This window comes from Helicobacter pylori SA213A (genome assembly GCF_000476275.1).
GTDB classification, from domain to species: domain Bacteria; phylum Campylobacterota; class Campylobacteria; order Campylobacterales; family Helicobacteraceae; genus Helicobacter; species Helicobacter pylori_CL.
The window spans coordinates 1-14,925 of the sequence record NZ_CBOM010000006.1 but is presented as its reverse complement, the minus strand read 5'-3'; the positions used below and the strand labels follow the sequence as shown (position 1 = coordinate 14,925).

Genomic DNA, 14,925 nt, shown 5'->3' with positions numbered 1-14,925 from the left:
CACCTAATCCTTTGTTATTTTACTAAAAAATAGCTTAAATTCTAATTATAAAATGAGTTTAAAATAAAATTTAAACCCCCCATTTTTTAAAAAAGGGTTTTAATCGTTTGCGTTTAATAAAAACAAACCTAAAGCTTATCCACCATGCTTTTTAAGAATTTCGCTGAAGTTTGAGCGCTTTTTTCTAAAAACGCATCAAAGCTCATGTTAGCTTCCTCATCAGCGTTATCGCTAATGCTCCTTAACACACAGCATGGCACGCCAAATTTTTGGCACACAAACGCCACGCTCGCCCCCTCCATTTCCACCGCGCTCGCTTTAAACTCGCTAACTAAAAATTCTTTCCTTTCTTTGCTATGCACAAACTGATCGCCTGATGCGATGACGCCTTCTTTGAGCGCGATATGTTGCTCATTAGCGACTTTTTTAGCTAAAGCGTTTAAACTTCCGCTCGTTTCAATAAAAATTGCACTTTCGGGGATAAACCCTAAAGGGTGATCAAACGCGCTCAAATCCACGTCATGCTGGACTAATTGATTGGCCACTAACAAATCATTGATTTTTAAATCTTTAACTAAGCTTCCAGCCACCCCGCTAAAAAGCACCTTTTGAACGCCAAACGCTAAAATCATGCTCGTTGTGGTTAAAGTGGAATGCACCTTGCCAATTTTGCTATAAGCGACAATGATTTCTTTATTATTATAAACGCCTTTATGGAAAACATTCCCCCCTAAAGGGATCTCTTCAAAATCCACGCCAAACAATTCTAGTATAGGGGTTATTTCTTCTCTCATCGCCCCTAAAATGCCAATTTTTTGCACCATTTTCTCCCCATCACACGTATTCTTCTAAAAACTCAATGGCTTCATCAAGCCCTTTATTATCCCCCACGCTTATGGTGGGCTTGTTGCTCAATCGCTTGTTAAGCCCTTTTAACACACTCCCACAGCCTAATTCAAAAAAGACATCCACTCGGTCATTGTTGGATTTCACGCAGTCTTGATAACGCACGGGCTGAGTGAGTTGCAAGCCCAACAATTCAACGGCTTTTGCTTTATTATAATACGCTTCGTTAATCGCATTGGAGATGATTTCAAAATTAAATTTATCTTTCAAGCTTTTTTCTAGCAATTCCTGGAATTTAAAAACCATAGGCTCTAAAAAGGGGCAATGGCTCGCCACGCTCATTTCTAAAAAGACCACTCTTTTAGCCCCCATTTCCTTTAAAGTCGGCTCTAGGGCCTTCAAATCGTCTTTAATCCCGGCTAAAACCACTTGCATGCCGCCATTGAAATTCGCGCACCACACATTTTTAGTTTTTTGGCACAGACTCAAAAGGCTTTCTTCAGAAACGCCTAAAACGACCATCATGGATGCATCTTTGTTCGCGCACGCTTCTTGCATCATTTTGCCTCTTTGGTGCGTGAGCTTAAGGGCTTTTTCAAAATCTAACGCCCCGCTTAAAGACACCGCGCTCACTTCACCGAGCGAATGCCCTAAAGCAAAAACGGGTTTTAACCCTCCATTTACTTGTTTGTTAAGCAATTGATAAGCGATATAGCTCACTAAATAAATGGCAGGCTGGGTGTAAGCGCTCTCTTTTAAAAGATTATTTTCTTCAAAAAGCGTTTTTTTCATATCCACTTTAAGCGCATTAGAAGCCCTTTCAAACAATTCTTTAGCCAGAGTGTAGCTGTCATAGAATGATTTCCCCATTCCTATACATTGCGAGCCTTGCCCTGGAAATAATAGCGCGTATTGCATGCGTATCCTTAAAAAGTTTATTTTAGTTTGTAGATTAAGATTGTAATATAAAAGCCCTTAGTTTTGTTTAGAAACCATTAAAGTTTAAGGTTTATTTTAACTTATTTTTACTATAATTCTACTTTTTACAAGGACAGGTGGGTGAGTTGGCTGAAACCACATCCCTGCTAAGGATGCGTAGCCGTCAAGGTTACCGAGGGTTCGAATCCCTCCCTGTCCGCCAGCCTTTTTGCCTTTAAAAACTTTTTGTTTAGAATGTATTGATGAAACATTATAGTTTCTAAGCATTCCTTTTACGACACTCCTTTTACAGATTTTACAAATACAAAATTAGGTTGGGTGAAGAGAGACACCCAGCCTAAACCCTATAATCCACTGCGGTATTTTCAAACATTTTGAGTATAATCGTTTCTACTTATAGCTATAATCATAAAAGAGAAAGAACATGACTTACAAAGAATTAGGTAAAAAAGTTTTAGAACAAGCAGAGGAGCCTTTGAGCGTTAGAGAAATTTGGGAGAGAGCTTGTGAAATGGCAGGAAAAATACCTAAGGGTAGTTTTGAAATAGCAATTCGTGAAGACAAGAAGCAATTTTATGTTACAAATAATAAAAAAAGACCCTTTCGTTATTGGCTCAAATCTCGTGAAAGAGAATTTCCACCACAAGAAACCCCAGATGCTAAAGAAGAAGATGATGATGGACAGAGCGAGTGTTCAGACACAGCCGAAAAACAAAAAACCTCTTTTGACGAAAGCGATTTGCACGAATTGCTTGTGAAATTCCTCTCTGAAAATCCAGATTTCAAACTCCTGTGCAAAACCATCTACGATAAAAAATGCAAAAAAGATAAAGGTAAAAGGGGCAAATTCAAGTGGAATTATCCTGACATCGTGGGCGTGTATTTTCCCTACAATAAATATTTTCCCTACAATAGATATGAAGAAGAAACTTTGAAATTTTTACACCATACCGGTCAAAAAAGACACAAGCTTTTTTCCTTTGAGCTTAAAACTAAGATTAGTTTTTCCAATCTAAAAGAGAGCTATTTCCAAGCGGTGAGCAATTCCAGTTGGGCTAATGAGGGGTATTTGGTGGTTTTTGAAGAGATTGAAGATAAAGTTTTGGGCGAATTAAGGCGGCTCAACCAAAGCTTTGGTATAGGGGTTATCAAGCTAGAATCTAAGGTTTCAAACTCCAAAATCTTGTTGCCAGCTAAAGAAAGAGAGATTGATATACCCACACTTAACATGCTTGTAGAACAAAGTCCGGAGAATTTTAGGCCTTTTATGAGAAAAATTAACGAACAAATTGAAAAAGGACTTGATACGCCAATCGAGATAGATTGTTTAGATATAGTGCTAGATGATGAAGCAATGCAAAAACACATTAAAGACAAAGGCATTAAAACAGAGTAGGAAGAGTAAAAAGCCATTTGTCTTATTCTAATCAACCTCCACGCCCCATTTTTGAAAGCATAGACGAGCTTTTCACCCTTTATCAAGAAGATTGCAATGAGGTTTTGCCTTTATTTGAAAACGCTTTTGATTTGATTTTTGCCGATCCGCCTTATTTCCTTTCTAATGATGGCTTGAGCATACAGAGCGGTAAAATTGTGAGCGTCAATAAAGGCGATTGGGATAAAGAAGAGGGCGTTAATGGTATGGATGAGTTCAATTACCAATGGATAAACAACGCCAAAAAGGCTTTAAAAAATACAGGAAGCCTTTTGATTAGCGGGACTTATCACAATCTTTTTTCTTTGGGGTGCATTTTGCAAAAACTGGATTTTAAGATTTTAAACCTCATCACTTGGCAAAAAACCAACCCTCCCCCTAATTTTAGCTGCCGTTATTTGACGCATTCAACCGAGCAAATCATTTGGGCGAGGAAAAGCTACAAACACAAGCATGTTTTTAACTATGAAGTTTTAAAAAAGATCAATAACGGCAAACAAATGTGTGATGTGTGGAGCTTCCCAGCGATCGCGCCTTGGGAAAAAATAAACGGCAAGCACCCCACTCAAAAACCCCTCGCGCTGTTGGTGCGCTTGCTTTTAATGGCGAGCGATGGAAATTCCCTTATTGGCGATCCTTTTAGCGGGAGCTCCACCACAGGCATTGCGGCTAATCTTTTGAAGAGAAAATTTATCGGTATAGAAAAAGAAAGCGAGTTTGTCAAAATATCCATGAACAGAAAATTAGAATTAGACGCTCGCTATAAAGAAATCCGATCTAAAATCAAAGATTTGAATCTAATAGGCTCTTTTTGAGTGGGATTAAGCGTTATATTTTTCGGATTTTATCTCAAAATGGAATTCTATTTTCACCCAATCCTCACAAAGGATATTTTCATGCCCAAAAAGCCAGTGTTTGGGGCCAATGATGATTTTTTCTGGATTGTTTATCAAATAAGCCGCCCACCAGCTATAAGTGCTATTAGCGATGATGCCATGCTTGCATGATTGCATAAGCACCATATCCCAATACGCCTCTTCTTCTTTATCTCTAGTGGTCATGTCCATAAAAGGGTAGCCAAGATCAAGGTTTTGCGTAAATTCCAAGTCTTCACAAAACACAAAAAGCTCCATGTTCGGCACGCGCTTTGCCATATACTCAACAGCCTTTTTTTGATAATCAATACCAAGCTGACAGCCAATCCCCACATAATCCCCTCTCCTTATATGCACAAACACGCTATTTTTAGCGGCTAAAATCAAAGAAAGCTTGCGTTGGTGTTCTTCCTCTTTTTTTTTATCATTTTTATCATTTCCATTTTCTGGGGGGGGGGGGGGTAGAGTGAAGGTTTGTTTGATTAAAGAGGATATATCATTAAAATATCGTGGATCTTGGAAATAGCCATGGATATAAGTCAAGCGGTTTGGCTTTAGCAATTTAGGCTCGTATTCAAACACGATTTCTTGGCTTACCCTATCAAACCCCATGCATTTGAGTGCATCTCTCACTAGTTTGGGGAGGTGTTGCATTTTAGCCATAGCGATTTCTTTAGCGCTCGCATAGGGCAAATCAATAGGAAAAAGCTCTAATTGCAGTTTGCGGTTGCTAGAATCAAAAGAAGTAACATCTAACAACACAGGGATTTTAAGGTGTTTTTGCAAACTTTTTGCAAAAGCGTATTGGAACATTTGATTCCCAAGCCCCCCACAAATTTGCACCACCTTAAAAGCCATTCAATCCCTTTGTTTTCTCAAAATAAAACGCTTATTCTAACTTATTTTAAAGCCCTTTTCAATAAAAGCCTAAAAAAGGGTAAGCGACGCTTCCAAATCATTTGAATTTTTTATTGGAAAAAGATGCGCGCACAGGTTCTAGCAAGCGCTCTTGATATTCTAAAAGGATTTTATCTTCGCTATTGAGCGAATAGGCTTCATCGTATTTGCGCTTGATGATGCCTTTTAAAATGGTGTGTTGGACTTGGTATTTATCTTCTTTAAGCATTTCATCGACTAAAGCGTAAAGCTGAATGTCTTGAATGAGTAAATCTGAAATTTTAACGCTCTCTTTGTCAAACAATTCTTCATTAGCGCAATATTCATTCACCAAAATAAGCACCCGGTTATACACATCTGATGCGATTTTAGCGTTTAGGGTTCTATAAATGTAATCTTTGATTTTTTTGAGCTGCTCTTCTAAATCTTCACTGGCCTTACTCGCTAAAGCTAAAATGCTTAAAATCTGAACCAGCGTCATCATTTTATGGCTTAAAGAGCGCGTGCGCCATTTAATGAGGAGCCGCATGAAATAGGACATTTTGACAGAAAGGCTACAGGGGAGGGTGTTTTTCTTAGGTTTTGGCATGTTTAGTTTCTTTAAAAAAGGATTTTGTGGTTTAATTATATAATTTTAAAATTAAATCTGGGAGTAAAGAGATGAAAACATTCAAAAAAGGCGTAATCTTAGACGCTAAAAGCGTGGGGTTAAAAGCGTTAGAGGTTTTAAAGGAAGTGGCGGATTTTGATTTTTATGAGGTTACTTCGCCTAGTCAAATCGTTGAACGTGCTATTGAAGCTGAAATTATGGTATTGAATAAAGTCGTGATTACTGAAGAGGTTTTAAGCCAATTGCCTAAACTCAAGCTCATTTGCATCACCGCCACAGGCATGGATAATGTGGATGTGAAAAGCGCGAAAGCTTTAGGCATAGAGGTCAAAAACGTGAGCGCTTATTCTACCGAGTCCGTAGCCCAGCACACTTTAGCGTGCGCTCTGTCGTTATTGGGGAGGATCAATGATTACGATCGTTATTGCAAAAGCGGGGAATACAGCCAAAGCGATATTTTTACGCACATTAGCAATATTAAAATGGGGCTTGTTAAGGGGGGTCAATGGGGGGTTATTGGTTTAGGCGCAATCGGTAAAAGGGTCGCTAAGCTCGCTCAAGCTTTTGGGGCAAAGGTGGTGTATTATTCCCCTAAAGACAAAAAAGAAGAGTATGAACGCTTGAGTTTGGAAAATTTACTCCAAACAAGCGATATTGTGAGCATTCATGCCCCTTTAAATGAAAGCACGCGCGATTTGATCGCTCTAAAAGAATTGCAAAGCCTAAAAGAAGGGGCGATTTTAATCAATGTGGGGCGTGGGGGCATTGTGAATGAAAAGGATTTAGCTGTGATGCTAGAAACCACAGATTTGTATTACGCAAGCGATGTGTTTGTTAAAGAACCTTTTGAAAAAGATCATGTTTTTTTAAACCCAAAGATCCAAAGTAAATTGCTTTTAACCCCCCATATTGCATGGGCGTATAGCGATAGTTTGAAAACCTTGATAGAAAAAACCAAAGAAAATATCCAGGATTTTTTAACTTCGCAAAAATAAACGCAAAAAATGGGGGGGTTTGAGCGTTGGGATTTTCTTTTATTAGTGCTTAATGTTTTTTGGGTGTTTTTAAAAGCGAGCGGTAATTTTTATAAAGCGATTTTTTTTGGGTTTTTTTGGTGGGGTTTTGGGGGTGTGGTTATGCAACAATCAAGCGAGTCTAAAAACTACTAAATATCGTTAATGCTAGTAAAAAGCCTTTGGGAAAGCTACCCAAACGCTTAAAAAAGAACGATCAAGCCTTAGAAATATCAATTTTAAAGGTGTGGATTTCATCTTCTAAAAAGACTTTAATCACCACCACGCCCGGGGTTTTAAGATTCTTGGTATCCACTACCACAAAACCTCCTTTAGCCTTATTTTCAACATTAAGGGTATTGTTTTTAAGGTAGTTGATCGCTAGGATTTTCAAAGCTTGGCGGCTTTCTTGCATGACTTCTTGTTCTTCCACATCGTCCATCATCATCATGCCAAAGCCTGGCCCATACATGCCCATTCCCCCATACATCATGCCGTTATACGCTAAAAATCCCCCTTGCCCGTAATAAAACATGGGCGGGGTGATCATGTTAACATTATCAATAGGGGTGGTCGGCACGGCAATATTGAAGCTTTGCAAAATGCCCTCAAAATCAAAACTGGATTTCATCACCTGTCTTAGGCTTAAGACCGGTAAATTCGTTTGGTTGATAGACACTGAAATGGCTTTACGACTAAACACCACAGGATTTCCCTCTAAAACTTGCGCCGCTACATACAGCACCAAAGGGGACTCGCTCAAGCCTTTTAACTTGCTTTGAGCGATTTCTAGTTGGACTTTAGATTTGGCTTGCGTGGAAGTCATCACTTGAATCCCATTATTATAGGATGTAACATGTTCAGGCGTGATCTTATAGCTCGCGCAAGCGCTCATCAGTAAGGCTACCGCTACTAAAACGATTTTTCTCATTAAAATCCCTTTCATTAAAGTTTAATCTCCGTTTAGAATTTTCTTATTATAGTGTAGTTTGACTTAAAATTGACACTTTATTAGGCATAAGGGCTTAAAAAAGATTAATGAATGCTTTCTAACCACAAAAGGATAGAGGATTTGATCTCATTGAGCTTTAAAACTTCTTGGTGTTTGATCTCTCTTTCAAACAAATCATCAAGGCGTTTGCTATCCGGAGTGTTGTAGTTGTTTTTTAGCGCTTCTAGGGCGGTTTTATCGTCTTTTTTTTGCTCGTTTAGGGCTAAAAGGGTGGTACTAGGGAATTTTTCATAAGAAGCGGTGGAAGAAACAAGGGTTTTTTCGTTGGTTTTTAAGCTGGCGTTTAAGGCGGTGGCGGTGTGGGGGTCAATCAAGTATTGGTGCTCTGCATAAACTTCTTGAATCGTTTTCAAGCAATCTCCATCTAAACAGCTCGCGCAAGAAAAATGCTCCTGTAAAAGGGCTAATTCTTTAGGTTTTAATTCATAAAATTTCTCTTCTTCTAAAGCTTGCATCAATTCCAGCGTGCGTTCAAACCCAAAAAGATCAAAAAGCACCCTTTCCACATTGGAGCTTTTTAAAATATCCATAGCCGGGGAGAAAGTTTGTTTCAATGAGCGCTTGGTTAAATCGTAACGGCCTGTTTCTATAAACTCCCTTAAAACATCATTGCTATTGGTTACCACCTTGATTTTAGCGATATTTAAACCCATTTTTTTAGCATAAAACGCCCCTAATGCATTCCCAAAATTACCGCTCGGTATGGCTAGGGTGATTTTTTCTTTAGAATTGATCGCGCCTTTTTTATACAATTCTAAAAAGCCCCAAATGTGATAGACAACTTGAAAAGCGATGCGCCCAAAATTCACGGAATTAGCCACGCTCAATTTTAATTGGTGCGTTTTTAGGGCTTCGTTAAAATCATCGTCTTTTAAAAGGTTTTTGAGCGAGTTTTGCGCATCATCAAAATCCCCACTGATCCCAAACACTTTTAAATTGCTAGCGTTTTGGGTAACCATTTGGAGTTTTTGGACTAAACTTGTGCCGTCTTTGGGGTATAAACACACCACAAAAACATTAGGCATGTTCGCCAAACTTTCTAAAGTCGCAGGACCGGTATCCCCGCTTGTAGAAACGAGCATCAAATACTTTTCATTTTTTCCTACCGCTAGGTTAGAAAACAAGCTCGCTAAAGGTTGCAATGCCATGTCTTTAAACGCCAGGCTAGGCCCATGGTAGAGCTCTTGGACAAAAAGCCTTTCATTGAGTGCAAAAATAGGGGCTGGATTTTTAGGGTTATCAAAATTTTCATAGCGTTTTAAAGCGTCTGCCAATAAACCTTTAGAAACTTCTAAACCCAATCGTTCAAACACGCATTCTACTAGCTCGTTATAGCTCAGATTCAAACAATCTTGCCATTCTAATGTTTCAAAACGCTCTAAAGTGTAAAGCCCGCCTTTGGGAGCGTTAGGGTTTAGTACCGCTTCAATAAAATCAATCTTTCTTTCTTTCAAAGAGCGCGTAGGGACAAAAGGCATCATTCTTCCTTACCATAATTTTTAGCCATAGCATACCCTAAAAGAACGAATGCAAGCTTAAAATGGTTTTTTAAGGGGAATGATTGGTGATTTCTTTGATCGGTTTAATTTTTAATTTATTATTATAAGACTATAATTGAGCCTAAATTTTTGTCAAAAAGATATTGGCAAAGAGATATTTCATCATAATGGGGTTGTGTTTTGTCTAAAGGTTTGAGTATCGGTAATAAAATCATAGTGTGGGTGGCGTTGATTGTGATCGTGTGCGTGAGCATTTTAGGGGTGTCCTTGAATAGCAGGGTGAAAGAGATTTTAAAAGAAAACGCTTTGCATTCCATGCAAGATAGCTTGTATTTTAAGGTTAAGGAAGTCCAAGGGGTTTTGGAAAACACTTATACGAGCATGGATATTGTCAAAAAAATGCTCCCTAAAGACACCAAGAAAGAAATCAAAATCCACTTGTTAAAAAACTTCATTTTGGCTAATTCGCATGTCGCTGGGGCGGGCATGTTTTTTAAAGACAGAGAAGATTTGAAGTTAACGCTTTTAAGGGATAATGATGCGATCAAGCTAATGGAAAATCAAACATTAGGGAATAACCCTTTAGTGCAAAAAGTGATGAAAACTAAAGAAACCGCTAAAAGCTTGCCTTATTATAGGAAAATGCCTGATGGCAAGGAAGTTTATGGGGTTGATATTCTTTCACCTTTATTGAATGAAAACACTCAAGAAGTGGTGGGGGCTTTGAATATTTTCCTTTCCATTGACAGCTTCAGTAATGAAATCACTAAAAACAGGAGCGATTTGTTTTTAATTGGCATCAAGGGTAAAGTGCTTTTGAGCGCGAATAAGAGTTTGCAAGACAAGTCTATCACCGAAATTTATAAAAGCGTGCCTAAAGCCACTAATGAAGTGATGGCGATTTTAGAAAATGGCTCTAAAGCGACTTTAGAATACTTAGATCCCTTCAGCCATAAGGAAAATTTTTTAGCCGTTGAAACCTTTAAAATGCTAGGCAAAAATACAACCGGGGATAATTTGAATTGGATGATCGCTTTAATCATTGAAAAAGATAAGGTCTATGAGCAAGTGGGATCGGTGCGTTTTGTGGTGGTGGTAGCGAGCGCGATCATGGTGTTAGCTTTAATCGTAGCGATCACCCTCTTAATGCGAGCGATCGTGAGCAATCGTTTAGAAATCGTTTCTAGCACCTTGTCTCATTTCTTTAAATTGTTGAACAATCAAGCCCATTCTAGCGATATTAAATTGGTTGAAGCCAAGTCTAATGATGAACTAGGACGCATGCAAACAGCAATCAATAAAAATATCTTGCAAACCCAAAAAATCATGCAAGAAGACAGGCAAGCCGTCCAAGACACCATTAAAGTGGTTTCAGATGTGAAAGCAGGGAATTTTGCAGTGTGCATCAACGCTGAACCCGCAAGCCCTGATTTAAAAGAATTAAGGGACGCTTTAAATGGGATCATGGATTATTTGCAAGAAAGCGTAGGCACTCACATGCCAAGCATTTTTAAAATCTTTGAAAGTTATTCTGGTTTGGATTTTAGAGGGCGGATCCAAAATGCTTCGGGTAGGGTGGAATTGGTTACTAACGCTTTAGGGCAAGAAATCCAAAAAATGCTAGAAACTTCGTCTAATTTTGCAAAAGATTTAGCGAACGACAGCGCGAATTTGAAAGAATGCGTGCAGAATTTAGAAAAGGCTTCAAATTCCCAACACAAAAGCTTGATGGAAACTTCCAAAACGATAGAAAATATCACCACTTCCATTCAAGGCGTGAGCTCTCAAAGTGAAGCCATGATTGAACAAGGGCAAGACATTAAAAGCATTGTAGAAATCATCAGAGACATCGCTGATCAAACCAATCTTTTAGCCCTAAACGCTGCTATTGAAGCCGCAAGGGCCGGCGAGCATGGCAGAGGCTTTGCGGTGGTGGCTGATGAGGTGAGAAAGCTCGCTGAAAGGACGCAAAAATCGCTCAGCGAAATTGAAGCCAACATTAATATTTTAGTTCAAAGCATTTCAGACACGAGCGAAAGCATTAAAAACCAGGTTAAAGAAGTAGAAGAGATCAACGCTTCTATTGAAGCCTTAAGATCAGTTATTGAGGGCAATCTAAAAATCGCTAGCGATTCTTTAGAAATCAGTCAAGAAATTGACAAAGTCTCTAACGATATTTTAGAAGATGTGAATAAAAAGCAGTTTTAATGCTCATTCATATTTGCTGCTCGGTGGATAACCTTTATTTTTTAAAAAAAGCCAAAGAGGCTTTTGCGGGTGAAAAAATTATAGGGTTTTTTTATAACCCCAATATCCACCCTTATAGCGAATATTTGTTGCGTTTAGAAGATGTGAAACGCACTTGCGAGATGCTAGGAATTGAATTGCTTGAGGGCGATTATGAATTAGAAAAATTTTTAGACAAAGCTAAGGGTAAGGAATTGTTAGGGGAAAAAAGCGAACGCTGTTTTGAGTGCTTTGACTTACGCTTAGAAGCGAGCGCGTTGAAAGCCTTTGAATTAGGGGAAGAAAAATTCACCACCACCTTACTCACAAGCCCTAAAAAAGACCCTAACCAGCTCATCGCTAAGGGGCAAAATATCGCGCAAAGGCACAATTTGGAATTTGTTGTGTTCAGAAATGATAATTTTGAACATTTCAAAAGCGAGTTGGATTTAAATTTGCAAGCTTTAGCGAGAGAAAACGAGCTTTATCGGCAAAATTATTGCGGATGCCAATTCGCTTTAAAAATCCAAAAAGAATCCCAAAACAGAAGCCCCTTTGAGCTTTACTCGCCTTTAAAGCGCCAGATTTTACCCGCAAGCGTTGAAGAAAGAACGCAAGTTTTTAGAGGATTAGAAGCGGCTAAAAAGAATGGCAATAAGCCTTTTTTAGCCCAAAAAACGATCGCAACTTACCGCTTATTGAATGGGGGCGTGTGGCTTTCTAAAAATTCAAACCCTTTGAATTGCTGCATTCTGGCGCGCTCTAAAAGTAAGGCTAGAGTTAGGATCAACGATTTAAGGTGGGTTTTTTCTCAGCGTTTAAGCACGCTAGTGGGTTATAGCCAAAGAGATGAAACCTTGTTTTTAACTTTAGAAGGCCTTAATACTCTTATGGCAAAAAACTATGATAATTTAAAAGATCTCAACCTTAACCCCTTAAGTTATGAAGAAGAGTTGTCTTTAAGGGCGTTAGTGAGCGGGAGCGAGAGCGTTAATCCTATTATCGTGCTAGAAGAACGCACAGAAAAAACCCTTTTTGTAGAAATTAAAAGCGTTTTTCAAGAAGAAAAAGTGTTTTATTTGCTGTAAGCTAAACTTTAATTAGGCGATAAATTCTTGTAATGAAAAATGATTAAAGTTGGCTTATCCATGCTTGATGGGAACAAAACCTCAACAAATTGTATTTTAAAATATAGTGTTGCGTGTAAGTAGGGGTTATAGTAAAAACATGCAAGTAATTTAAAGTTAATTTAAGATAATTAGGCACAATAGCCATAAAAAGTTTAAGGCTGTATTTGAAAACTCTATTTAGTATTTATCTCTTTTTATCGTTGAACCCACTCTTTTTAGAAGCTAATGAAATCACTTGGTCTAAATTCTTAGAAAATTTTAAAAACAAGAATGAAGACGACAAACCTAAACCCCTAATTGTTGAGAAAAACAATGAAAAACAGAAAACCCTAGATAAAAACCAGCAAATCTTAAAAAGGGCTTTAGAAAAAAGCCTTAAATTCTTTTTCATTTTTGGATACAACTATTCGCAAGCCACTTTTTCAACTTCTAACCAAAGCTTGACTTTTGTAGCCAATAGCATAGGGTTTAACACCGCTACCGGTTTAGAGCATTTTTTAAGAAACCACCCTAAAGTCGGTTTTAGAATCTTTAGCGTCTATAACTATTTCCATTCTGTTTCCCTCTCTCAGCCTCAAACCTTAATGGTGCAAAATTATGGGGGTGCGTTAGATTTTTCTTGGATTTTTGTAGATAAAAATATTTATCGTTTTAGGAGTTATTTAGGGATCGCTTTAGAACAAGGGGTGCTATTGGTGGATACGATTAAACCAGGTGCTATCACAACGATTATCCCAAGAACCAAAAAAACCTTTTTCCAAGCCCCTTTGCGTTTTGGTTTTATCGTGGATTTTATCGGCTATTTGTCCCTGCAATTAGGGATTGAAATACCCTTAGTGAGGAATGTTTTTTACACCTACAACAACCATCAAGAAAGATTCAAACCACGATTTAACGCTAATCTTTCTTTAATCGTTTCGTTTTAATCCCCCTTTAGATCCCTTTTTAAATAAGCCCATGATCTTTCTAGGGTATTTTAAAAGCATGGAAAAAACATTCGCTTGAATGCCGTTTTCTTGGTATGCTCTTATGTTTTCTTTATTCCTTAATAAAAGGCTTTTAAACCCATTCGTGCTAACCCCACCGGTGCGCATCACCACTAACACTTCTTTCAAATAAGAAAAGCTTATTTTTTGCACCACAAACAAGCGGATGATCATCTCAAAATCCGCTGAAATCTTATAATCGGTTTTGTATAAGCCGTAGCGTTCATAAATGGCTTTTTTGACAAAGAGCGTGGGGTGGGCTGGCACCACGCCATAAAGCAAGGTTTTAGGGCTAAACTCCCCGCTTTCATAATAACGGACCACTTTTTCTAAACAATCCGGTTTGACAAAAACCAGATCCGCATACACGCTATCGCAATTTTTGTTTTCAAACTCATGCACCACTTTTTCTATTACAAACTCATCTTTGTAAAAATCATCGCTATTCAATAAAGCGATAATATCCCCACTAGAACGCCTTATGCCCTTATTCATAGCGTCATAAATGCCTTCATCTTTTTCACTCACCACGCAAGCGATTTGATCTCTATATTTTTGAATGATTTCTAAAGTGCGATCCGCGCTAGATCCGTCTATAATGATGTATTCAATGTTTTTATAAGTTTGATTAAGCACGGAAAGAATGGTGTCTTCAATGGTTTTTTCGCTATTAAAACACGCCGTGATCACAGAAACTTTTAGCAATCCAACCCTTTTTTGATAGACTCCCCCCTGATTTTTAGAGTAAGAATATACAGAATCTTGATAGTTATTTTACATAATCTTTGACATTAAAATAAGGTGGGATTGTGATTCACCAAAACATCACCGCAACAAGAATTTATCCTTATTATACTGCAAAGCTAGAGGGTCTGGACGCAAATCTAATTGTTCTGGCAAGAATATAGATTTATGATTAAAACTAGATAGAATGCATTGTCTATCAATTATAAGATTTGATGATGAAGTAATAACAACTATCTCATTATCATTTTTATATTCAAAACTAAATAACCCATTATCAAACATTTTGTGCATCTCATAACTTAAAGCTATGCCATTATTCACGGCAAAAGATCCACCATCTCTATATGGGATAATATGTGCTGCTTCTAACAAACATCTACCATTAATAAATAATGATTTGCCGGTTATGGCACATTTATTATCATAAGCTCTTAAGACACTTTCTCTAAATAGTTGTTGCTTCCCTGCTGGTCTAAAACTATTTTTAGCAGGATAATAATATAAAATATTATTCATGCTAGCATTTAATATATCCACAAAATTGAAATCAACGATCACTTTATGATGACTATCTAGCACTAAAGCTGTTATAAGGAAATTATAGATATATGAAATGGGTTTATTTAATTCTTCTTGCGTTTCCAAATTAAGATCTCTAAAAGCATCTTGATTGTATCGCATAAGCAAAATATCTTCTTTTGTATGAGCTA

At 37.8% G+C, this 14,925-nt stretch carries 15 protein-coding genes and 1 tRNA gene; 8 read left to right on the top strand and 8 right to left on the bottom strand.

The annotated features are described in order from the left end of the window. Positions 1-128 precede the first annotated feature (128 nt). Positions 129-824: a 5'-methylthioadenosine/adenosylhomocysteine nucleosidase gene (locus QT74_RS03345; protein WP_033764631.1), complete on the bottom strand. Its 696-nt coding sequence runs from the start codon at positions 822-824 to the stop codon at positions 129-131. 10 nt (positions 825-834) lie between these two features. Next, the gene (gene fabD, locus QT74_RS03340; protein WP_033764629.1) at positions 835-1,764 is read right to left on the bottom strand and encodes an ACP S-malonyltransferase; all 930 of its coding nucleotides are present in this window, start codon (positions 1,762-1,764) and stop codon (positions 835-837) included. A 131-nt stretch (positions 1,765-1,895) separates the two neighbouring features. Here fabD and QT74_RS03335 point away from each other — a divergent pair. From QT74_RS03335 to QT74_RS03325, 3 genes are all read left to right on the top strand, one after another. Next, positions 1,896-1,987 (top strand) — tRNA-Ser (locus QT74_RS03335). Between the two features lie 222 nt (positions 1,988-2,209). Continuing rightward, positions 2,210-3,181 carry a membrane protein gene (locus tag QT74_RS03330; RefSeq protein WP_033764626.1) on the top strand — a complete coding sequence of 324 codons (972 nt, stop codon included), beginning with the start codon at positions 2,210-2,212 and terminating at the stop codon, positions 3,179-3,181. A 17-nt stretch (positions 3,182-3,198) separates the two neighbouring features. Then, positions 3,199-4,035, top strand: a complete 837-nt coding sequence (locus QT74_RS03325) for a DNA-methyltransferase (RefSeq protein WP_033764625.1) — start codon at positions 3,199-3,201, stop codon at positions 4,033-4,035. A 6-nt stretch (positions 4,036-4,041) separates the two neighbouring features. On the opposite strand, the gene QT74_RS08130 is transcribed toward QT74_RS03325, so the two are convergent. After that, positions 4,042-4,953, bottom strand: coding sequence for an alpha-1,2-fucosyltransferase (locus QT74_RS08130; RefSeq protein WP_080247159.1), 912 nt, complete (start codon positions 4,951-4,953; stop codon positions 4,042-4,044). A 97-nt stretch (positions 4,954-5,050) separates the two neighbouring features. Further along, positions 5,051-5,581, bottom strand: a complete 531-nt coding sequence (locus QT74_RS03310; protein WP_021436706.1) for a hypothetical protein — start codon at positions 5,579-5,581, stop codon at positions 5,051-5,053. 71 nt (positions 5,582-5,652) lie between these two features. On the opposite strand from QT74_RS03310, the gene QT74_RS03305 reads away from it, so the two are divergent. Beyond that, positions 5,653-6,597 carry a D-2-hydroxyacid dehydrogenase gene (locus QT74_RS03305; RefSeq protein WP_033764622.1) on the top strand — a complete coding sequence of 315 codons (945 nt, stop codon included), beginning with the start codon at positions 5,653-5,655 and terminating at the stop codon, positions 6,595-6,597. 9 nt (positions 6,598-6,606) lie between these two features. After that, a complete protein-coding gene (locus QT74_RS08415; protein WP_154189617.1) occupies positions 6,607-6,771 on the top strand; it encodes a hypothetical protein in 165 nt (54 codons plus the stop codon). 61 nt (positions 6,772-6,832) lie between these two features. Here the strand turns inward: QT74_RS08415 and QT74_RS03300 are convergent, their stop codons facing one another. Further along, positions 6,833-7,546, bottom strand: a complete 714-nt coding sequence (locus QT74_RS03300; protein WP_001227144.1) for a hypothetical protein — start codon at positions 7,544-7,546, stop codon at positions 6,833-6,835. A 104-nt stretch (positions 7,547-7,650) separates the two neighbouring features. Continuing rightward, a complete protein-coding gene (gene thrC / locus QT74_RS03295; RefSeq protein WP_033764620.1) occupies positions 7,651-9,105 on the bottom strand; it encodes a threonine synthase in 1,455 nt (484 codons plus the stop codon). Between the two features lie 201 nt (positions 9,106-9,306). Here thrC and QT74_RS03290 point away from each other — a divergent pair, with 201 nt between their 5' ends. The 3 genes from QT74_RS03290 (at position 9,307) to QT74_RS03280 (ending at position 13,408) form a co-directional block, all read left to right on the top strand. Next, complete coding sequence (locus QT74_RS03290; RefSeq protein ID WP_033764619.1) at positions 9,307-11,334, top strand: methyl-accepting chemotaxis protein; 2,028 nt, start codon at positions 9,307-9,309, stop codon at positions 11,332-11,334. Beyond that, positions 11,334-12,440, top strand: coding sequence for an epoxyqueuosine reductase QueH (locus QT74_RS03285; RefSeq protein WP_033764617.1), 1,107 nt, complete (start codon positions 11,334-11,336; stop codon positions 12,438-12,440). Before QT74_RS03290 ends, QT74_RS03285 begins: the two co-directional genes overlap by 1 nt. Before the next feature lie 206 nt (positions 12,441-12,646). Continuing rightward, a complete protein-coding gene (locus QT74_RS03280) occupies positions 12,647-13,408 on the top strand; it encodes an outer membrane beta-barrel protein (protein ID WP_033764615.1) in 762 nt (253 codons plus the stop codon). Here the strand turns inward: QT74_RS03280 and QT74_RS03275 are convergent. Continuing rightward, positions 13,391-14,173: a glycosyltransferase family 2 protein gene (locus QT74_RS03275; protein WP_033764613.1), complete on the bottom strand. Its 783-nt coding sequence runs from the start codon at positions 14,171-14,173 to the stop codon at positions 13,391-13,393. The two genes, QT74_RS03280 and QT74_RS03275, sit on opposite strands and share 18 nt — an antisense overlap. Before the next feature lie 120 nt (positions 14,174-14,293). Beyond that, on the bottom strand, positions 14,294-14,925 hold a 632-nt coding region (locus QT74_RS03270), incomplete at its 5' end, for an HNH endonuclease (RefSeq protein ID WP_033764610.1).

Excerpts from the sequence above, each read along its gene's own strand:
- QT74_RS03345 (WP_033764631.1), bottom strand. The coding sequence starts at position 824 with ATGGTGCAAAAAATTGGCATTTTAGGGGCGATGAGAGAAGAAATAACC.
- fabD (WP_033764629.1), bottom strand. The coding sequence starts at position 1,764 with ATGCAATACGCGCTATTATTTCCAGGGCAAGGCTCGCAATGTATAGGA.
- QT74_RS03330 (WP_033764626.1), top strand. The coding sequence starts at position 2,210 with ATGACTTACAAAGAATTAGGTAAAAAAGTTTTAGAACAAGCAGAGGAG.
- QT74_RS08130 (WP_080247159.1), bottom strand. The coding sequence starts at position 4,953 with ATGGCTTTTAAGGTGGTGCAAATTTGTGGGGGGCTTGGGAATCAAATG.
- QT74_RS03310 (WP_021436706.1), bottom strand. The coding sequence starts at position 5,581 with ATGCCAAAACCTAAGAAAAACACCCTCCCCTGTAGCCTTTCTGTCAAA.
- QT74_RS03305 (WP_033764622.1), top strand. The coding sequence starts at position 5,653 with ATGAAAACATTCAAAAAAGGCGTAATCTTAGACGCTAAAAGCGTGGGG.
- QT74_RS08415 (WP_154189617.1), top strand. The coding sequence starts at position 6,607 with ATGGGGGGGTTTGAGCGTTGGGATTTTCTTTTATTAGTGCTTAATGTT.
- QT74_RS03300 (WP_001227144.1), bottom strand. The coding sequence starts at position 7,546 with ATGAGAAAAATCGTTTTAGTAGCGGTAGCCTTACTGATGAGCGCTTGC.
- thrC (WP_033764620.1), bottom strand. The coding sequence starts at position 9,105 with ATGCCTTTTGTCCCTACGCGCTCTTTGAAAGAAAGAAAGATTGATTTT.
- QT74_RS03285 (WP_033764617.1), top strand. The coding sequence starts at position 11,334 with ATGCTCATTCATATTTGCTGCTCGGTGGATAACCTTTATTTTTTAAAA.